The organism is Ensifer adhaerens (assembly GCF_002940685.1).
Classification (GTDB): domain Bacteria; phylum Pseudomonadota; class Alphaproteobacteria; order Rhizobiales; family Rhizobiaceae; genus Ensifer; species Ensifer adhaerens_E.
This window is the reverse complement of record NZ_PNFP01000026.1, coordinates 15,774-34,144: the sequence shown is the minus strand read 5'-3', so window position 1 is coordinate 34,144 and position 18,371 is coordinate 15,774. Positions and strand designations below refer to the sequence as shown.

The window sequence follows — 18,371 nt, the reverse complement described above, 5'->3', positions numbered from 1 at the left end:
CGCATGCGGAGGCGGACGACATTTCAGAAATGGTTCGGCGGCTTTAAGACCGCGCCGCAACGGACGTTCATCTCGCACGGCGAGCCCGAGGCATCCCAGGCCCTCAGCAAACGTATCGAGGGCGAACTCGGTTGGACCTGCCGCGTCCCCGAGCATCTTGAAAAGGTGGTGGTGGCATGAGCGAGGCAATTGGACCGAAGACGCCGGATCGCGATTCGGTTCCGCACCGACTCAGGGCGAAACGGCTGGGTGTGTTGACCTCAGACGAACCTGTCGTCTTCATGCGCTCGGACTGCCCTGCGTGCCGCTCCGAGGGCCTGTCGTCGCGTTCGCGCGTTCTGCTTCGAGCCGGCGAAAAGAGCGTCATCGCCACCCTCTTCCAGGTGTCCGCCGACTGGCTGGATATTGGACAGGCCGGACTTTCGGACGCCGCCTGGGAACTGCTGGATGTCCAGGAAGATGTTCCGATAACGGTCCAGCACCCTGATCCTCTGACATCCTTCAGCCAGGTCCGCGCCAGAATATTCGGCAACAGGTTGGGTGCCGCGCAATTCCGCGAAATACTGGATGACATCGCGGCACGGCGATACTCCGGAATAGAAACCGCCGCCTACCTCGTCTCGGGCTCTTCCTTTCCGCTCGACCGGGAGGAAATGGTCGCTCTCACGCGAGTGATGGTCGATATCGGTGAGACCTTGACATGGCAGCAATCGCCCGTGGTGGACAAGCATTGCGTCGGCGGACTGCCCGGCAACCGCACCACCCCCATCATTGTCGCGATTGCCGCCGCGCTCGGGCTGACGATGCCGAAGACGTCCTCTCGCGCCATAACGTCGCCCGCCGGAACGGCCGACGCGATGGAAACGCTTGCACCAGTTGATCTCGACCTTCCTGCAATCCGCAGAGTAGTCGATCTGGAAGGCGGCTGTATTGTCTGGGGTGGCGCGGTTCGCCTCAGCCCGGCCGACGATCTGCTGATCAGAGTCGAGCGAGTCCTCGATCTCGATTCCGAGGGGCAGCTCGTCGCGTCGGTTCTGTCGAAAAAGGTTGCCGCTGGCGCAAGCCATCTGGTTCTCGATATTCCGGTGGGGCCAACGGCCAAGCTTCGGACCTCTGCCGCGGGAGAAGCCCTTTCCGTCCAACTTGCCAGCGTCGCCGCGCGGTTTGGCATCGCCACCAGTGTGGTTATCACCGACGGCAGCCAGCCCGTCGGCGTCGGTGTCGGACCTGCCCTCGAGGCCCGTGACGTGCTCGCCGTCCTCCAACAGACGCCCGGCTTCCCGGAGGACCTGCACGCGCGAGCCTGCGCGCTCGCCGGCGCTCTGCTGGAACTGTCGGGAAAGGCGGCAGTCGGCCAAGGTGCCGCCCTCGCCGCCCGAACCGTTGTGAACGGCGAGGCCTGGGCGAAGTTCCAGCGCATCTGCGAGGCGCAGGGCGGCATGCGCGTTCCACCAAGCGCGAAGCATCGGCGACCTCGGCTGGCGGAAAGCAGCGGCCATGTCACCGCCATCGATAACCGCAGGATCGCAAGGATCGCCAAGCTCGCGGGCGCACCGGGATCCAAGGCGGCTGGCGTGGAAATGCATGCGCGCGTCGGCGACCGCATCACTGCGGGCCAGCCGATGTTTTCCGTTCATGCGGAGACCTCCGGGGAACTGGAATATGCCCTCGCTTACGCCGATGCCAATCCGGAAGCGATCCAGATCGACGAAGGCAGGCCGAAGGAGATTTGAGCATGTGTGCTGCGGATTGTCGTGCGACGACGGCCCCATGGGCATCAGCCACCGGACCGCACCATCGAAGGAATGAAGATATGAAGACCGTGACACTGGAAGTCCGAGATCTGCTGAGCGTCCTCGACTTCAATGCCGTGGTGAAGCGGCTGCAGTCCCTGCATGGGGTCGAAACGGTCGCGATGAATGCGGGTTCGAGCACAGCCAGCATCACCTTCGATGAACGTCTGACCCATCCAACCAAGCTCGCGCGAGAGATCGAGGCGTGCGGTTTCCATTGCCGTGGCGAAGCCACGCCGCATCACATCCACGCGCCGCCCGCCGGGCGACATGAGAGGATAGGAGAGCGCCGGGCCGAGCCAGCTCCCCCGCATGATGCGATGGCGCACGAAATGGGACATGGGGCCGGCATGGACATGCAGGACATGGTGCGCGACATGCGAAACCGCTTCCTCGTCAGCCTGCTCTTCACCCTCCCGGTTTTTGCACTCGACCCGATGGGGCTTGCCGAACCGCTTTTTCATCCACCGTTCGGACTCGGCATGGATCTCACCATGTTCCTGCTTGCCAGCGGAGCCATACTCTATCCCGTGTGGCCGTTTCTCGTCGCGTCGTGGCGGGCGTTGCGCAACGGCATACTGAACATGGCGGTACTGGTGATCCTCAGTGTCGGTACGGGTTACCTCTTCAGTGTGGGCACGACGTTCGTCTTCGACGGCCCGCAGTTTTACGAAGCGGCCTCCGTTCTGCTCGTCTTCATCCTTCTCGGGCACTGGCTCGAAATGCGGGCGCGAACCGGCGCGTCCGCTGCGATACGCGCGCTCCTCGACCTTGCGCCTCCGAAGGCCACCGTATTGCGCGACGGCCGGGAGCTTGAAATTCCGACGGCCGATGTCGTGCTCGGCGATATCGTCGTACTCCGCCCCGGAAACAAGCTGCCGGTCGACGGCGAGGTGATCGAGGGCGAGTCCACGATCGATGAATCCATGCTGACGGGCGAGTCCATGCCTGTCAGCAAGAAGGTCGGCGATCCAGTGATCGGTGCAACCATCAACAAGAGTGGAACACTCAAATACCGGTCGACGAAGGTCGGGGCGGACACGGCGCTCGCGCAGATCGTCAACCTCGTCCAGGAGGCGCAGAACTCGAAAGCGCCGGCGCAACTGCTCGCCGACCGCGCCTCGCAGTGGCTGGTTCTCGCCGCGATCCTCGTCGGCCTCCTGACCTTCGCCGTATGGTTCTGGTTGCTGGGGCAGCCCCTCCTCTTTGCTTTGACGCTGACAATCACCGTCTTTGTCATCGCCTGCCCCGACGCGCTTGGGCTCGCGACGCCGATGGCCGTCATGGTCGGAACGGGTCTGGGGGCAGCCAACGGCATCCTCTTCAAGAATGCGGCGGCCCTGGAGGAGGCGACGAAGCTCAACGTCATCGTCTTCGACAAGACTGGCACGCTGACGATGGGCCAGCCGAAGGTGATCGACATTATTCCCGATGAGGCAACGTCGCCCGACGAACTCCTCGGCATCGCTGCTGCCATTGAACGGAGCTCCGATCACCCGATTGCATTGGCGATCCTCGACCGCGCCGAAGGCATATCGAAACCGGATGTCGCGCATTTCCACTACATGGACGGCAGGGGAGCGAGCGCCGAGGTCGCCGGCGCGGCTGTCCTGGTCGGCAATCGTCGCCTCATGGACGAAAACGCCGTCGACTACGGCGCGCTGGGAGAGCGGGCGGAGGCGCTCAAGGGCCAGGGTCGCACGGTCACCTACGTCGCCCGAGCGGGAAAGCTCATCGGCCTCATCACGGTCGCCGACGCGCCGCGACCAAATTCCGCAGCGACGATCGCCAGGTTGCACGAGCAGGGCGTCCGCGTCGCCATGCTGACCGGAGACAACACTGGCACAGCCAAACGGATCGCGGGACAACTGGGGATCGACATCGTCCTTGCCGATGTGCTGCCCGGTCAGAAGGCGGAAAAGATCAAGGAACTACAGGCCCAAGGCCTGAAGGTCGGGATGGTTGGCGACGGCGTCAATGATGCGCCAGCATTGACCCAGGCCGATGTCGGCTTCGCGATCGGCGCTGGGACGGACGTCGCGATCGAAAGCGCCGACATCGTATTGATGAAGAGTGAGCCCTACGACGTCGTCGGGGCAATGGCCCTGTCCAAGGCAACGCTGCGCAAGATGCATCAGAATCTCTGGTGGGCGGTTGGATATAATGTGCTCGCCTTTCCGCTGGCAGCCGGAGTGCTCTATCCATTCGTTCTCAGCCCGCAGATCGCCGCGCTTGCGATGTCCGGCAGCTCGGCACTTGTCGCCATCAACGCCCTTCTCCTGAAGCGGACCAAGCTGGAAGGCATCCGGCTGCCGCACAAAGAGGTTGTCGCGGCGGCGACGCCTCAGATGAGGACGGCACAATGACCGGGCTCGAAAATCTCCCGCCGCTGCTCATCCCGCTTCCTGGCAATGACAAAATGGCGGAAAAAGTCGCCAACCGGCTCGGTGCAGAGCTTGGAAAAATCGAGACACGCCGGTTCCCAGACGAGGAAACCTATCTGCGGTTCGACACCTCTCCGGCAGGTCGCTCCGTTGGGCTTGTCTGCACACTCGATCGTCCGGATCCCAAATTCCTCCCGCTGATCTTTGCCGCCTGCTCTGCGCGGTGCCTCGGAGCGAGCCGGGTCGGGCTAATCGCGCCGTATCTCTGCTACATGCGCCAGGACAAAAGTTTTCAGCCGGGGGAAGCAATCACCTCCGCGACCTTCGCCCGTTCGCTGTCACGCGAGGTCGATTGGCTGGCGACGGTCGACCCGCATTTGCACCGCTATGCGTCGCTCGACGCCATTTATTCAATTCCGACGAGAGCCATTGCAGCGGCCGCGGCGGTGGCGCAATGGATCAGGGAGACGGTCGAGCAGCCGCTCCTGGTCGGACCCGACATCGAGAGCGAACAGTGGGTCTCGAACGTGGCGGAACTGGTGGGCGCGCCTTATCAGGTGCTGCGCAAAGAGCGCTTCGGGGACCGGGACGTCAGAATATCCCTGCCGGACACCAAAGGCTTCGGCGACCGAACGCCGGTGCTCGTGGACGATATCGTCTCCTCGGCGCAGACCATGCTCGAAACCGCGCGCCAGCTTCATGCAAGCGGTCTCCCGCGGCCCATATGTGTTGCGGTCCATGCACTCTTCGCTGGTGACAGCTTCGCCAACCTGAAGGAAAGCTCAGCTCGCATCGCCACCACGAATACGGTCGTCCATCTCTCGAATGCGATCGACATTTCGGAGCCGCTGGCAGCCGCAGTAGCGGAGTTTCTCCAAGGCTCCGAACCGGGTCGCCAGAAGCAGATAAGACGCCGATATCGAGGGTTCCAATAGGGCGCGGCAATGACACGTGCTGAGTGCACCCATGCAAGAGTGCAAATTGACGGGAATCAATGCACTGCCCTTTCGGTTGGCGCATCATCGCAAGGTATCCAGGTTGGGCTCGAAATCGTCCGCTGAAGAGGCGCAATAGCTTGGGAGTTCGCTCCAATGCAGCATGAGCAAACTACAGCGTCCCACCACCTACATACCGGCCAGACGGCCGCGGCCACCAGCGACGCGCTCGCCAAGGACCCGATCTGCGGAATGATGGTCGCCAAGGCGACGGCGCTGACCTTGGAGCGCGGCGGACGCAAATACTATTTCTGCAGCCAGAATTGTTTGCGAACCTTCGAGGACCCGGAGCGCGAGCTCAAGTCCATGCGCACGAGGGTCGCGATCGCACTCACCGGGGTACTCGCGCTCGCCATCCTGCGGGCTGGAGCCTTTATCGCGCTCGCCGCCGGCGCCACCCTTCTGACCTGGGTTCCGATCCCAGCACTGCCCTGGTTCACCTGGGGCGTCTGGCTGTTCATCCTGGTGACGCCGGTGCAGTTCATCGGCGGCTGGAGCTTCTACGTCGGTGCCTGGCAGGCCATCCGCAGCCGCATGATCAACATGGATTTCCTGATCGCGCTCGGGACGACCGTCGCTTACCTCTACAGCGTCGTGGTCGTCTTCGCGCCCAACCTTCTCCCGGTCAAAGTCGAAGAACGCGACGTCTATTTCGAAGTCTCGGCGGTCATTATCGCGTTTGTCCTACTTGGCAAGTACATGGAGGAGATCATCAAGAAACGGTCGTCGGCCGCCGTCCGCCGGCTGCTGGACCTCAGGCCTGCCGTCGCCCATGTGCTGCGCGATGGAACCGAGGCCGAGATACCCGCCGAGTCGATCATGGTTGGGGAGACCGTCGTCGTCCGCCCCGGCGAGCGAATCCCGACCGACGGCGAGGTGTTGGAGGGGCAATCCTCGGTGGACGAATCCATGCTCACCGGCGAATCCATGCCGGTGGAAAAATCTGAAGGTTCGAAGGTGATCGGAGCGACGCTCAATCGCAGCGGCATGTTGCACTTCCGGGCCACGCACGTGGGCAAGGACACGGCGCTTTCGCAGATCATCCGGATGGTCGAGCAGGCTCAGGCCAGCACGGCGCAGGTGCAACGGCTGGCCGATCAGGTAACGCGCTACTTCGTGCCGGCGGTCGTCGGCGTGGCGTTCCTTGCCTTCGCCGGCTGGTGGGCCGCCGGCAACTTCCCACAGGCGCTGCTCGCCTTCATTGCCGTCCTCATCATCTCTTGCCCCTGCGCGCTCGGCGTCGCCACGCCCGCCGCGCTGATGGTCGGTGTCGGCAAGGGCGCTGAGGCTGGCATCCTCATTCGCGGTGCCGAGGTGCTCGAACGGGCCAGAAAGCTCGAGGTCGTCGTCTTCGACAAGACAGGCACGCTGACGCGCGGCGAACCGGATGTGACCGACATCATTCCGCTTGCTGGCAACAGCGCAGCCGACGTGCTGCGCATTGCCGCCGCGGTCGAGGTTGGCTCCGAGCACCCGCTTGGCGAAGCGATCGTACGTGCCGCGAGCCATAGCCAGTTGATCTACCCCGTCGTTGCCGGCTTCGAGGCTGTGCCCGGAAAGGGCATCAGAGGAAATGTCGACGGGCGGCGTGTTGCCCTCGGCAACCGGCAATTCTTCCGCGATGAAGGCATAGCGATCACCGAAGCCGAACAGGCGATGAGGCCTCTTGAGGAAGAAGGCAAAACCGCGATGCTCGTCGCCGTGGACGGTGCCGCCATCGGTGTCATCGCCGTCGCCGACACACTCAAGCCCGAGGCGAAGGAGGCGATTGTGGCGCTTCGCAGCGAGGGGATCGAGGTGATCCTGCTCACCGGCGACAATGAGCGCACCGCGACGGCGGTCGCCCGGCAGCTCGGCATCAACCGGGTCATCGCCGAGGTCCTGCCCGGAGACAAGGCCCGCATCATCAAGGACCTGCAAGCGGGCGGCAAGATGGTGGCAATGGTCGGTGACGGCGTCAACGACGCTCCGGCGCTCGCCACCGCCGACATCGGCATCGCGATCGGCTCGGGTTCGGACGTCGCCAAGGAAACTGGCGGGATCGTTTTGATCAAGGACGACGTGCGTGAGGTCGTGATGGCGATCCGGCTGTCACGCGCGACCCTCCGCAAGATCAAGCAGAACCTTTTCTGGGCCTTCATCTACAACAGCATCGGCATACCCGTCGCCGCCCTCGGCTTCCTCAATCCCATCATAGCCGCGGCGGCCATGGCGCTCAGCTCGTTGTCGGTGATCGTCAATTCCGCACTGCTGAAACGAGCGAAAATCTCGTTGGTACGTTGATGGAGAAGTGAAATGAGTACAAAACCCCTTCAACACTCCCCGGAATCCCGCCCCGCATCCGGCACGCGGCCACGGACGGGTCCGTACCGTCTTGCATGGGCGTGCCTGCCCGTAATGTTGGCGCTCGGAGGAGTGGTCCTCGTGCTGTTCGGTGTCTCGTGGTGGACGCTGCTGACCCTCGTACTACTGCTTGCATGTCCGGCGGTGATGGCGACGGTCACCTATCTCAGCCTGCAGCCGCTGCCAACACCCGAGCAGAAAGGCGATCGCGGCGACTCCAACGGGTGACTGCCGTTGATCGTGCACACTGCGCCCGCAATGAAGAGGCCTCTCATGAGGATGGGGAACAACTCGATCGACGAGCTTCGCCAACTTCAGCAGGAGACGTTTGACTACTTTCTCAACGAAGTGAACCCCGCGAATGGCCTAATCCTCGACAAGACGGCCCCGAATTGGCCGGCCAGCATCGCGGCCACAGGTCTCGCGCTCGCCTGCTACCCCGTCGCGGTGGAGCGCGGTCTGATGACCCGCGAGGCGGCCATGGCACGAACGCTGGCCACACTCCGCTTTTTCTGGCAGAGCCCGCAAGGCCCGGAGCCCGACGCCACGGGATATAAGGGTTTCTACTATCACTTTCTCGACATGACGACCGGCCGTCGCGCTTGGCAATGCGAGCTGTCGACGATAGACAGCGCCCTCCTATATGCCGGGGCCCTGGCCGCGGCTGCGTATTTTGATGCGGCGGATGCTCGCGAACGGGAGATATCCGAGATCGCCGACGCGCTCTACCGCCGGGCGGACTGGCAATGGGCACTGAACGGTGGCGCGACGGTGACGCATGGCTGGAAACCCGAGAGCGGCTTCCTGGAATACCGCTGGGAGGGCTACAACGAGGCGCTGCTGCTCTACGTTCTTGGGCTCGGATCGCCAACCCATCCACTCCCGGAATCGTGCTACGACGCTTGGACCTCCTCCTATCGGTGGGAGAGTTGCTACGGCTATGAGTATCTCTACGCGGGACCACTCTTCACGCATCAACTGTCTCACGTCTGGATCGACTTTCGCGGGATTCAGGACGCCTACATGCATGGTAAGGGAATCGACTATTTCGAAAACAGCCGGCGGGCAAGTTACGTGCAGCGGGCTTATGCGATCGAGAACCCCCGCAAGTTCGAGGGCTATCGCGAATGCTGTTGGGGGATAACTGCAAGCGAGGGGCCTGGCCCCGCAACGCTCAAGTCGAAGGGCATTGAGCGAGAGTTCTACGACTACATCGGCCGCGGCGTTCCCTATGGACCGGACGACGGCACGCTTGCCCCTTGGGCTGTCGTCGCCTCCTTGCCGTTCGCCCCGGAAATCGTCCTGCAGGCGATCGACTATTGCATCCATCAGGCCAAGCTGAAGACGTTGAACCGATACGGTTTCAAGGCCGCCTTCAACCCCACCCATCCGGGCGAGCCCGGCAACCCGTATGGCTGGTGGGTGTCGCCATGGCATTTTGGGCTGAACCAGGGCCCGATCGTGCTGATGATAGAGAACTACCAAAGCGGCTTGCCGTGGAACCTGATGCGCAGATGCCCCCACATTACCGCGGGCCTGCGTCGCGCTGGCTTCAGCGGCGGCTGGCTATCAGCGACGTGATCGTCGCCCCCGCCGATCGGGCATTTTCTTGATCGGCATCAAAGCTGGCCGCAACAAAGTTCGGTAGCATTAACAATGACGCTTGAAGCGCAGATCTTAAACGATCCGCGAGACTGCACCTGACAAGATGGAGGCTACTATGCATGACAGTGCTCCTGCCTACGGCCTTTGGTCATTGGTGATCGTCAATTCCGCGATCTTCATCATCTTCGCCTTCTCCTTCTTCCGCCCGCAGACAAAGCGTGACTGGCGGTCGTTCGGTGCATTCAGCGCTTTCCTCGTCGCACTGTTCACGGAAATGTACGGCTTTCCCCTGACGATCTATCTGCTCTCCGGCTGGCTGCAGAGCCGCTATCCCGGCATCGACTGGTTCTCGCACGATGCAGGACACCTTCTCGAGGAGCTGTTCGGCTGGAGGACCAACCCGCATTTCGGCCCATTCCACCTCCTGAGCTTCGTCTTCATCGGTGGAGGATTCCTGCTGATATCCGCCGGCTGGAAGGTGCTTTACGAAGCCCAGAGCCGACGGGCCCTAGCCACGACCGGGGTCTACGCGCACGTCCGCCATCCGCAGTACGTCGGCTTCGTACTGGTAATGCTGGGCTTTCTGCTGCAATGGCCGACGTTGCTGACCCTCGCGATGTTCCCGATTCTGGTTTTCATGTACGTGCGGCTGGCGCGCATGGAAGAACGTGAAACCCTCGCAGAATTCGGACCCGCATACGAACAATACATGCGCGAGGTGCCGGCCTTCATTCCGCGTCTAGGCAGATTCACGCGCGTCTCGAAACCGGATGCCGAGGGGCGGAACTAGCAGAGACGACACGCAATAAGCCAGGTCTTTCGAATGGGAGGACGGCCATGTTGCATTCAGGAAGGTATAGGTCTGAAGCGACCGCAGTTGCTCTGGCGCGCGAGTATCGGTCGGTTTGGCGGCAATGCCTGCTGACGCTCCTCGCCATCGCCTTCATGACCGCGTTCGCGACATCTCATGCCTCGGCCGCGTCCGAAGGCGAGAACTACCGGGTCGTCGATGATCTCGCCGTCTACCTCGGGATCCTGCCCGCCGCCATGATACGGGGCCATCCGAAGGAGCATCGCGAAACGAGCATGCACGATGGCGCGACCAGTGGAGCGCACCAGTACCATATCGTGGTCGCGATCTTCGACGCGCTGAGCGGAGCGCGGATCGAAAACGCCGGAGTGACGGCGACCGTGTCGGGCCTGGGCCATGTCGGCATGAAAACGATCGAATTGCAGCCAATGGCGATCGCCGAAACAGTCACTTACGGCAACTTCGTCACGCTGCTCGGCACCGACCGGTACGATATCCAACTCCGGATCAGCGTCCCCGGCCGGGAGCATCCTGTTCGGGTCGGTTTCGCGTATCAGCACACGAGATGAGGCACGGGCAACCGATTGACATGTTAGATGCCGATATTCCGTATCTTTCACATCGTCTACGTGGCCACGGCGTTCGCGCTGGGAAGCGCCCTGCGGCGCCTTCATTTCCTCCCCTCGAAACCGCCCTCGTCCGAGCGATTTCGCGTTAGTCTCGAAAGCCTTGGTACGACGTTCATCAAGTTTGGCCAGGCGCTCAGCATACGCCGAGACATCTTGCCCGATGACTACGTCGTCGCCTTGCAGAAGCTGCAGGACCATGTTTCGCCCTTCCCCACGAGCGTCGCCATCGAGGAGATCGAGCGCGGCCTTGGCAGGCCCGTACCGGAGTTGTTTGTCGACTTAGAGAAAACGCCGCTTGCCGCGGCCTCCGTCGCGCAGGTGCATGGCGCACGCCTTCGGGACGGAAGAAGTGTCATCGTCAAGGTTCGCCGGCCAGGCCTGAAGCGTCAGATCAATCAGGACATGCGTTCCCTGTTCTGGCTTGCGCGCGTGGCGACGGTCATCATGCCGCGCCTGCGCCACTATCAGCCGCTGCGCATCGTCTCGGAGATATGGACCAATCTCTTAAAGGAGATCGATTTCTGCCGCGAGGCAAGAAGCATCAGGAGCTTCGTGACGGCCTTCGCCGATTGGCCGACCCTCAAGATTCCGGATGTGGTCGATGATCTCGTCTCAGAGACCGTGATCGTCCAGGAGCGAAGCAGCGGGTTGCGGATCGATGACGCATCCTTGAGATCGGACGGTCCTCGCCTCGCTGGAAACTTCGTCGACGCCTACCTTCATCAGATTTTCGTGTTGGGAGTGTTTCATGCCGACCCGCATCCGGGCAATCTCTTCGTCACCAAAGACGGCCGGCTTTGCCTCCATGATTTCGGAATCGTCGGGTTTCTCGATCGGGGCATGCGACACAAGCTCGCCGCCTTTGCCACGGCCTTCGTTCGTCAGGACGCCGATTGGCTCCTCCAGGCCGCGATTGATCTCGGAATTTTGGGCGGAGAACTGGACCGGAGCGAGTTTCGTCGCGGCCTAGTGGAGATCATCGGCGACTATGCGGCGCTGCCGCTCAAGGATTGGTCACTGGCGGAAGCGTTCTTGCGCGTGACGCGGCTCGGGCAGGCACAAAATGTCTTTGTCCCGCTGGATCTTCTTGTTCTGATGCGTGCGATGTTTCTCGCCGAGCACACCGTGCGCATCCTCGATCCTGATTTCCAGCTTCTCGAAACCCTGCAGTCAAAGGCCCCTGGCATCCTGGAAGCGGCGATGAAGCGGACCGATTGGGCAACCACGATCAGTCGCACGAGGCTCGATGCCGCGGATACCGCGCACGACCTGCCGTCGCTGCTCAGCACATGGGTCCAGCAGCTTGCGCGGGAAGGCAGTGGCCTGGTGCTCAGTCTGCATGTGCGCGAACTCAAGGGTCTGCATGAACACCTCGACAAGAGCAGCAATCGCCTCGTGCTCGCCCTGATGGCTGCCGGTCTCTTCGTGTCCGGGGCGCTGCTGATGGAAGCAGCAGGACCACGTATTTTCGGCGAGGTTCCGGTATTCGCAGCGTTCGCCTTTGCTCTCGCGCTATGGTTCACGCTTCGCCTCCTGCGGGCGATCTCCCGCTCCGGCAGGCTCTGAAACCCGGAGGGCAAGAGCCAGCGGGCTTTACGAAAGGAGATTAGCAATGCTTGCGCTGACGATATCGGACCTCATCGCCACGGATGATCCGGTCGAGGTCGTGGAACGCAAAGGTCTGGGCCATCCGGATACGATCTGCGACGCCCTCGCCGAGACGCTTTCCCGGAATCTCTGCCGCATCTATCAGCAGCGTTTCGGCCGCATTCTCCATCACAACGTCGATAAGGCGCTCTTGTGCGCAGGCCGCTCCACCCCTGCTTTCGGCGGCGGCTCAGTTGATGCGCCGATCAATATTTATCTGGCCGGACGGGCGACATCGCGGCTCGGCGACGAGGTCATCCCGATTGAAGACATCGCGATCGAAGGGTCGCGGTCGTGGCTGCAAGCCAACCTGCATGCGCTCGACGTCGACCGTCACGTGCGAATTCACGCGCTCGTCCAGCCGGGTTCGCAAGACTTGCGTGATCTGTTCTCCCGCAACGATCGGACGCCACTCGCTAATGACACCTCGTTCGGCACCGGCTATGCTCCGGCGAGTGCACTCGAAAGACTCGTGCTTGCGGTGGAGCACCAGATCAACGGCCGCGACCGCAGTGACGACCACCCGGCCTGGGGCGAGGACGTCAAGGTGATGGGCGTGCGCCATCACCGGTCAGTCCGTTTGACGGTCGCGTGCGCGATGATCGACCGTCATGTTGCCCACATCGGCGATTACGTGGGGGAAAAGTCCGCACTCGGCGACGCTGTGCGAGAACTTGCCCAGCGCCACGGCTTTCACGAATGCGACGTTGGGATCAACACTGCCGACGCCGCCGGAATGTTGTTTCTCACCGTTACCGGAACCTCCGCCGAGGCAGGCGACGACGGTCAGGTGGGCCGAGGCAACCGGGTCAACGGCCTGATCACACCCTTCCGGCCGATGAGCCTTGAGGCGGCGGCGGGCAAGAATCCAGTCACGCATATCGGAAAAATCTACAATGTCGTCGCGCAGCGGATCGCGGAGGCCATCGTCCGCAGGGTCCCAGGCGTCGATGCCGCCAACTGCCTGATGGTAAGCCGCATCGGCGACCCCGTAAATCGGCCGTCGGTGCTGCACCTGAAGGTCGCGACGCACAAGGAATTGGCCGTCTCCGACGTCAGGCAGCAGGTGGCAAGTGTCGCGGAAGACCACCTCAACAGGTTGCCGGGCCTGATTGACGAATTCGTAGACGGCACGATAGCCGTGTTCTGACGCTTGTTTCTCACATGCAAGCTGTGCCGGCGTTCGGTCGAACTACAGCAGCGCAGGCAGGGAGGACGAACGGCAACCTGCATCCTTCCTCGCTGCGCAAGTGAACACGATTCACCGAAACGATGGCCGTGCATCAGTGTTTTACGGCCGGTTTGCTTCGGAAAACTTGTTTGCCAGAAGCGATAGACTGAAAACCGGACAGCACATGCCCGCGTGCGGCATCGCAGGGACCGAAGCATGGGGGAAGGGCATGACATTAAGCACTGTACTCCGCCTCATAGCCGTGATGGCGCTTTCAGCTTCCTGCTTCCCGTTGATTACGGTTGGCCTTGGTCTCGCGCCGCACCTTGCTTTTGCTGCGACACGCGCGTCCATGGCGGGCGCCGGACTCTTGGTCGTAGCCTTCCTTCTCGGACGACCAGTACCGCACGGCGTCGTCACATGGTCGTTGATCGCCGTAGCTGGGCTCGGCACGACGACGCTCGGCTTCATTGGCATGTTTCATGCAGCCGAGTTCGTTTCGCCAGGAATAGCCACGGTTATTGCGAACGCGCAGCCGCTTTTGGCGGCATTGCTTGGACGCATTGTCCTTGGCGAGCGGCTCAATAGGTTGGGCCAGCTCGGATTTACTATTGGATTCACGGGCATAGTGGCTATTGCCTGGCCCGGTATTCTTTCCGGCGATATGCCTAAGTTCGATCTGGGAATAGGCTACATTCTGCTCGCCGCCAGTGGGGTAGCTAGTGGCAATGTAGTTATGAAACGCCTATCGGGCCGAGTTGACGCCGCGATGGCAATGGGTTTCCTGGTCCTCTTCGGCGCATTGCCACTCGTGCTGCTTTCAATGCTGACCGAAGACGTTTCATCCATCGTGTGGTCAGGGGAATTCCTAGCGGTTGCAGCAACTCTTGCTTTGTTTGGCACCGCGCTGCCCCATTGGCTCTGGTTCACAACATTGGAGCACGTCAGTCTGAACCAAGCTAACGCTTTTGCTTTACTGACTCCCTCGATTGGACTTGCAATAGGCGGCGCCTTTTTCGCTGAACACCTCGATTGGATCCAGTTCACCGGCGTCGGGGCTGTTGTCGCCGGCGTGGTTCTGGTGCAGCTTGATCCCTCGAAGGTTTCCACCTGAGACAGAGGTTGTGCATTCCCTTGACCCAGCCTAAAACGCAAATCATGTCGGCCGGAAACCAGCATTAACCGCTTGCCTCGAGAACCTCAGCAAGAGGTGGGCCTCGACCTCCATGAGAAAAGCAACCAATCTGCGGAGATGGGCCTAAAACGCAGCGTGCCGGATGATCGGCTACTAGCGCCTCGGCGGGCCGCATGGATTGGCCGACATTTCTGTGACCGACGCGACGTTCTCATAGGCGGTCAGGCTCGGTATGAGATTGTGGAAGACTACCCCGACGTGCTGACGTGGGTAGCGTAAACCCGCGCTCTCCAAGGGAAGTCAGCTCGGTGTTCGCCGGTCAGGTATGTTCTGGTGAGGGACCGGGCACGAAACATCGTCTCCTCCAAGCGCAGAGGGCTTTCTCAATCCTTGCTCGCGCCAAACTGCGCTGGTGCACAGTTCAGCGCGGCTCGGATGCCATGCGCGACCCCGGCTCTCCCAACATCATCCCCATCATTGGAGGCAGGAGCAGCTTGTCGGCCATCTGCTTCTGCTCTGCCCCGAACGATTGATAGAGAGGCTCAAGGGCGGCTTTCAATTTCCGCACGCCTTCGAGACGGCTGTTCAACACGCTCTCCCGCCGTTCGAGACGCTGCAGCGGGGTAGCCGCGGCCCCGCCCGGCATTCCCATCGCGTCTGGCATTTGCATCATGCCATCCTTCATGCCGCCAGCATTCGCACGCAGAACGTCCGCGAAGGCGTTCCACGACGCCTCCTGCTCCGACGTTATCTTGAGCTCTGTCTTCAGGAACGCGATCCGTCCCTCGACATGTTCAGGGGCCATCATCTCGGCCATCGGCCCCATGCCCGGCGGTCTCATTCGTCCGGGCCCGCCGGCCATCATCCGCATCATGTTGCCCATCATGTCACCCGACATCATGCCGCAGGACATCATGGAATTCGGGTCCGCCGCGGAATCCGACGGCTGGGCTGCCTGCTCGCTCGTCTGCTCCACAGAGGTCTCGGGATGATGCGCGTCTTCCGCAAAGACTGGCGTCGAGAGCATGAGCACCGTACCCGCCAGCAGGATCGTCCGCAGTGTCGTCATTGCGCTTCTCCTAAGCTCCGATAAACGACTGGATATGAGGGTACGACGGTCGCGACAGTTCACATTGACGCAGATCAAGCTCGGATCAGAAGTCGCCAAGGCTCGAAGACGAAGATGAGCAACGTGCAGATTCTGTCGGATGCCTCTTGACCTACCCATCGTTGGAAGCACCACATTCGGGCTACCAGAACTCCATGGAGGCAACTCGAATGTACCATCTCAACATCCCCGACATGACCTGCGGACACTGCGCCGGAGCCGTCGAAAAGGCGGTGAAGTCGGTCGACTCCAACGCCAAGGTCGCCGTCGATCTCGATGCCAAGACCGCATCGATCGATTCTCCGGTGGCCTCCGATGCATTTGTTTCCGCGATCGAGGAAGCGGGCTACCAGGCCTCCTTCAAGAAGTCCTGCTGCGGCCACGTCGCGTGACGTCACAGCGGCGGGCGTACTTTTTGCTGAGCGCGCCCGCTGCCAATGTCGTGAATCGCGCCGATGCGATCCTCGAACCCGTCGGGCGCTGGTCCATCCTACGCCTAAGATCGAAGCAGAGCGGCTTGCGGCAATCCTGACCCCTCGCGCACCGGAACTCGCCCGGCAATCACGATTTCGCGAGGACTTGCCGTCCTTGTGGTAGGTCAAAGATCGCAGCGCCGGCGAGGTCTTGAATACCTGAGTAACAAGTATTGCTCAGGAGCCCGCCATGAAATGCCCTTCCCGACCCTCGTATGCAGCCCTGACACTCGCATTTCTGGCGGCGACCGGAACATCAGCCCTCGCAGCCGGCTCCCACGAGCATCCGGCGGAAAATGGCAGTGCCAAGGCTCCACTGGACATTGTCCGTCCTGCCACTGACCTAGTGCCCCCGATTGCAAGAAGCGAGCCTGCGACGGTCACGGTGAAACTCGACACGGTCGAGGTGACGGGAAAGCTCGCAGACGGCGCGACGTACCACTACTGGACGTTCAACAAGAAGATCCCAGGCCCGTTCGTGCGTGCCCGCGTTGGCGACACAATCCAGGTGGAACTGTCCAACCGGGCCGACAGCAGCGAACGCCACAGCGTCGATTTCCACGCCGTGACCGGACCTGGCGGCGGAGCGGTCGCGACCGATACCGCACCGGGAGAAACGAAGGGCTTTTCATTCAAGGCGCTGAAACCGGGGCTGTACGTCTATCACTGCGCAGTGCCAATGGCCGCCCATCACATCGCCAACGGCATGTATGGCCTGATCCTCGTCGAACCGACAGGCGGCCTGCCGCCCGTTGATCGGGAGTTCTACGTGATGCAGGGCGAGGTCTACACGTCGCAGCCATACGGCTCCAAGGGGAAGCTGACGGAGAGCGTCGAACGGCTGCTCGATGAAGACCCGGAATACTACGTCTTCAACGGGGCCGCCAACGCGCTTACGGGCGACAATGCACTGACGGCGAAGGTCGGCGAGACAGTCCGCATTTACTTCGGTGTCGGCGGCCCGAACAAGACATCCAGCTTCCATGTGATCGGAGAAATCTTCGACAAGGTCTACCAGTTGGCCTCGTTGACGACGGAGCCACTATCCGACGTCCAGACGATCACCGTGCCTCCTGGAGGCGCCGCCGCGGTCGACATGAAGCCGGAGGTTCCCGGCGAATACGTCCTCGTGGATCACGCCTTGTCGCGGGCGGCACGCGGGCTGGTGGGCAAGCTGGTCGTGAACGGCGAGAACCGCGCCGAGGTGTTCCAGAGCGCCACGCCCCCAAAGGCCGAAGTGGAGCACAGCGAACATAGCTCTCACTAATATCAACGCTCAGATTGCCTCGGACGCGTTTAGCAGCCGCGATCGAGGCGCTGGCTCCAGGCCAGAATCCCCTCTGTGGTCAGGCTGTTTAGCGAGACCAGGGGCTGCGCCCATAAGGTGCGTCAAACAGCATTTGTCTGTGGCAGGAGCTATACACGCCTCGTGGGTCGGCTTTTACTGCCTGCTAGCAACGTCCCAACATCAAATCTGCATCCTTGTTTTGGAAGTCGACAGTTGAGTGCTAACTTCAGCTATCCCTCGGTAGAATTTCGGTATCGAAAAAGGCATGGCCACGAGGCGAGCGAAGATGGCAGACCAGTCCCCTTACCCCGGAGCGCCGCGCTGGGTGAAACTCTCCGGGATCGTGGTCGCCGTGCTGATTTTGCTGGCGGCGGTTGTCATTGCCTTTGATATCGGCGGCCCGCACGGACCAGGCCGCCACATGCTGTCCGACAGTGAAATTCCGGCGACAGGTGACCGACCGTGACGATGCCGCCTTTCCTGCGAAAGCTCATGCTCGTTTGCCACGTCACGTCCTCGGTCAGTTCGCTCGGCGCGGTCGCCTGCTTCCTCGTGCTTGCCCTTGTCGCGCTCGGCAGGGAGGATTTTGGCACGGCACTGAGTTCGTACGTCGCGATGCAATCAGTGGCCCGGCTCGTCATAGTTCCACTTGTTTTCGCCTCGCTCCTGACCGGACTGGTTCAAGCACTGGGTACCGCCTGGGGCCTGTTCCGACACTATTGGGTGCTGGCGAAATTCCTGCTGACGGTTCTCACCGCTGTCGTTCTGCTGCTGCAATTGGAGATCATCGACTATGTCGCGGCAGCAGCAGTCGAAGGGGCGTTGGCAAAAGCCGACCTTCTCAGCTTGCGACGCTCACTCGTGCTTCATGCTGCGGGCGGCATTATCACTCTGATCACGACGACGGTGCTCTCTATTTTCAAACCGCGCGGATTGACGCGGCACGGTTGGCGCAAACAGCAGGGGCAGCTCGGGAAACTGCTGTAGAG

General features: G+C 61.7%; 17 protein-coding genes. 16 read left to right on the top strand and 1 reads right to left on the bottom strand.

All coding sequences use genetic code 11. From position 1 onward, the window contains the following. The first annotated feature begins 3 nt into the window (after window positions 1–3). From C1A35_RS37150 to C1A35_RS32950, 12 genes are all read left to right on the top strand, one after another. Window positions 4–180, top strand: coding sequence for an MBL fold metallo-hydrolase RNA specificity domain-containing protein (locus C1A35_RS37150; RefSeq protein WP_158665229.1), 177 nt, complete (start codon window positions 4–6; stop codon window positions 178–180). Continuing rightward, window positions 177–1,733 carry a thymidine phosphorylase family protein gene (locus tag C1A35_RS32995; RefSeq protein WP_104668452.1) on the top strand — a complete coding sequence of 519 codons (1,557 nt, stop codon included), beginning with the start codon at window positions 177–179 and terminating at the stop codon, window positions 1,731–1,733. The genes C1A35_RS37150 and C1A35_RS32995 overlap by 4 nt, the downstream gene beginning before the upstream one ends. Before the next feature lie 80 nt (window positions 1,734–1,813). Beyond that, a complete protein-coding gene (locus C1A35_RS32990; RefSeq protein ID WP_104668451.1) occupies window positions 1,814–4,159 on the top strand; it encodes a heavy metal translocating P-type ATPase in 2,346 nt (781 codons plus the stop codon). Beyond that, a complete protein-coding gene (locus tag C1A35_RS32985; RefSeq protein WP_104668450.1) occupies window positions 4,156–5,112 on the top strand; it encodes a ribose-phosphate pyrophosphokinase in 957 nt (318 codons plus the stop codon). The genes C1A35_RS32990 and C1A35_RS32985 overlap by 4 nt, the downstream gene beginning before the upstream one ends. 156 nt (window positions 5,113–5,268) lie before the next feature. Beyond that, window positions 5,269–7,455, top strand: a complete 2,187-nt coding sequence (locus C1A35_RS32980) for a heavy metal translocating P-type ATPase (RefSeq protein ID WP_104668449.1) — start codon at window positions 5,269–5,271, stop codon at window positions 7,453–7,455. Window positions 7,456–7,596: 141 nt separating this feature from the next. Then, complete coding sequence (locus C1A35_RS36170) at window positions 7,597–7,743, top strand: hypothetical protein (RefSeq protein ID WP_158665228.1); 147 nt, start codon at window positions 7,597–7,599, stop codon at window positions 7,741–7,743. Between the two features lie 45 nt (window positions 7,744–7,788). Continuing rightward, window positions 7,789–9,096, top strand: a complete 1,308-nt coding sequence (locus tag C1A35_RS32975) for a glucoamylase family protein (protein ID WP_104668448.1) — start codon at window positions 7,789–7,791, stop codon at window positions 9,094–9,096. Window positions 9,097–9,235: 139 nt separating this feature from the next. Continuing rightward, window positions 9,236–9,910, top strand: coding sequence for a methyltransferase family protein (locus tag C1A35_RS32970; RefSeq protein WP_104668447.1), 675 nt, complete (start codon window positions 9,236–9,238; stop codon window positions 9,908–9,910). 47 nt (window positions 9,911–9,957) lie between these two features. After that, window positions 9,958–10,500, top strand: a complete 543-nt coding sequence (locus tag C1A35_RS36905; protein ID WP_063891485.1) for a hypothetical protein — start codon at window positions 9,958–9,960, stop codon at window positions 10,498–10,500. Between the two features lie 27 nt (window positions 10,501–10,527). Further along, window positions 10,528–12,126 carry an ABC1 kinase family protein gene (locus C1A35_RS32960; RefSeq protein WP_104668446.1) on the top strand — a complete coding sequence of 533 codons (1,599 nt, stop codon included), beginning with the start codon at window positions 10,528–10,530 and terminating at the stop codon, window positions 12,124–12,126. 46 nt (window positions 12,127–12,172) lie between these two features. Then, window positions 12,173–13,357, top strand: a complete 1,185-nt coding sequence (locus tag C1A35_RS32955; RefSeq protein WP_104668445.1) for a methionine adenosyltransferase — start codon at window positions 12,173–12,175, stop codon at window positions 13,355–13,357. A gap of 250 nt (window positions 13,358–13,607) precedes the next feature. Then, entirely contained in the window at window positions 13,608–14,492 is an 885-nt protein-coding gene (locus C1A35_RS32950) for a DMT family transporter (RefSeq protein ID WP_104668475.1), read from the top strand. 442 nt (window positions 14,493–14,934) lie between these two features. On the opposite strand, the gene C1A35_RS32940 is transcribed toward C1A35_RS32950, so the two are convergent. Beyond that, the gene (locus tag C1A35_RS32940; RefSeq protein ID WP_104668444.1) at window positions 14,935–15,582 is read right to left on the bottom strand and encodes a Spy/CpxP family protein refolding chaperone; all 648 of its coding nucleotides are present in this window, start codon (window positions 15,580–15,582) and stop codon (window positions 14,935–14,937) included. A gap of 209 nt (window positions 15,583–15,791) precedes the next feature. On the opposite strand from C1A35_RS32940, the gene C1A35_RS32935 reads away from it, so the two are divergent. The 4 genes from C1A35_RS32935 to C1A35_RS32920 all read left to right on the top strand — a co-directional run bounded on the left by C1A35_RS32935 (window position 15,792) and on the right by C1A35_RS32920 (window position 18,369). Next, a complete protein-coding gene (locus C1A35_RS32935; RefSeq protein ID WP_104668443.1) occupies window positions 15,792–16,013 on the top strand; it encodes a heavy-metal-associated domain-containing protein in 222 nt (73 codons plus the stop codon). 271 nt (window positions 16,014–16,284) lie between these two features. Further along, window positions 16,285–17,361: a copper-containing nitrite reductase gene (gene nirK, locus C1A35_RS32930; protein ID WP_104668442.1), complete on the top strand. Its 1,077-nt coding sequence runs from the start codon at window positions 16,285–16,287 to the stop codon at window positions 17,359–17,361. Window positions 17,362–17,668: 307 nt separating this feature from the next. Beyond that, window positions 17,669–17,848, top strand: coding sequence for a hypothetical protein (locus C1A35_RS32925; RefSeq protein ID WP_234823104.1), 180 nt, complete (start codon window positions 17,669–17,671; stop codon window positions 17,846–17,848). A gap of 2 nt (window positions 17,849–17,850) precedes the next feature. Next, the gene (locus tag C1A35_RS32920) at window positions 17,851–18,369 is read left to right on the top strand and encodes a hypothetical protein (protein ID WP_337442011.1); all 519 of its coding nucleotides are present in this window, start codon (window positions 17,851–17,853) and stop codon (window positions 18,367–18,369) included. Window positions 18,370–18,371 lie beyond the last annotated feature (2 nt).

Coding starts and splice junctions, on each gene's coding strand:
- C1A35_RS37150 (WP_158665229.1), top strand. CDS start 4: ATGCGGAGGCGGACGACATTTCAGAAATGGTTCGGCGGCTTTAAGACC.
- C1A35_RS32995 (WP_104668452.1), top strand. CDS start 177: ATGAGCGAGGCAATTGGACCGAAGACGCCGGATCGCGATTCGGTTCCG.
- C1A35_RS32990 (WP_104668451.1), top strand. CDS start 1,814: ATGAAGACCGTGACACTGGAAGTCCGAGATCTGCTGAGCGTCCTCGAC.
- C1A35_RS32985 (WP_104668450.1), top strand. CDS start 4,156: ATGACCGGGCTCGAAAATCTCCCGCCGCTGCTCATCCCGCTTCCTGGC.
- C1A35_RS32980 (WP_104668449.1), top strand. CDS start 5,269: ATGCAGCATGAGCAAACTACAGCGTCCCACCACCTACATACCGGCCAG.
- C1A35_RS32975 (WP_104668448.1), top strand. CDS start 7,789: ATGAGGATGGGGAACAACTCGATCGACGAGCTTCGCCAACTTCAGCAG.
- C1A35_RS32970 (WP_104668447.1), top strand. CDS start 9,236: ATGCATGACAGTGCTCCTGCCTACGGCCTTTGGTCATTGGTGATCGTC.
- C1A35_RS36905 (WP_063891485.1), top strand. CDS start 9,958: ATGTTGCATTCAGGAAGGTATAGGTCTGAAGCGACCGCAGTTGCTCTG.
- C1A35_RS32960 (WP_104668446.1), top strand. CDS start 10,528: ATGCCGATATTCCGTATCTTTCACATCGTCTACGTGGCCACGGCGTTC.
- C1A35_RS32955 (WP_104668445.1), top strand. CDS start 12,173: ATGCTTGCGCTGACGATATCGGACCTCATCGCCACGGATGATCCGGTC.
- C1A35_RS32950 (WP_104668475.1), top strand. CDS start 13,608: ATGACATTAAGCACTGTACTCCGCCTCATAGCCGTGATGGCGCTTTCA.
- C1A35_RS32940 (WP_104668444.1), bottom strand. CDS start 15,582: ATGACGACACTGCGGACGATCCTGCTGGCGGGTACGGTGCTCATGCTC.
- C1A35_RS32935 (WP_104668443.1), top strand. CDS start 15,792: ATGTACCATCTCAACATCCCCGACATGACCTGCGGACACTGCGCCGGA.
- nirK (WP_104668442.1), top strand. CDS start 16,285: ATGAAATGCCCTTCCCGACCCTCGTATGCAGCCCTGACACTCGCATTT.
- C1A35_RS32925 (WP_234823104.1), top strand. CDS start 17,669: ATGGCAGACCAGTCCCCTTACCCCGGAGCGCCGCGCTGGGTGAAACTC.
- C1A35_RS32920 (WP_337442011.1), top strand. CDS start 17,851: ATGCCGCCTTTCCTGCGAAAGCTCATGCTCGTTTGCCACGTCACGTCC.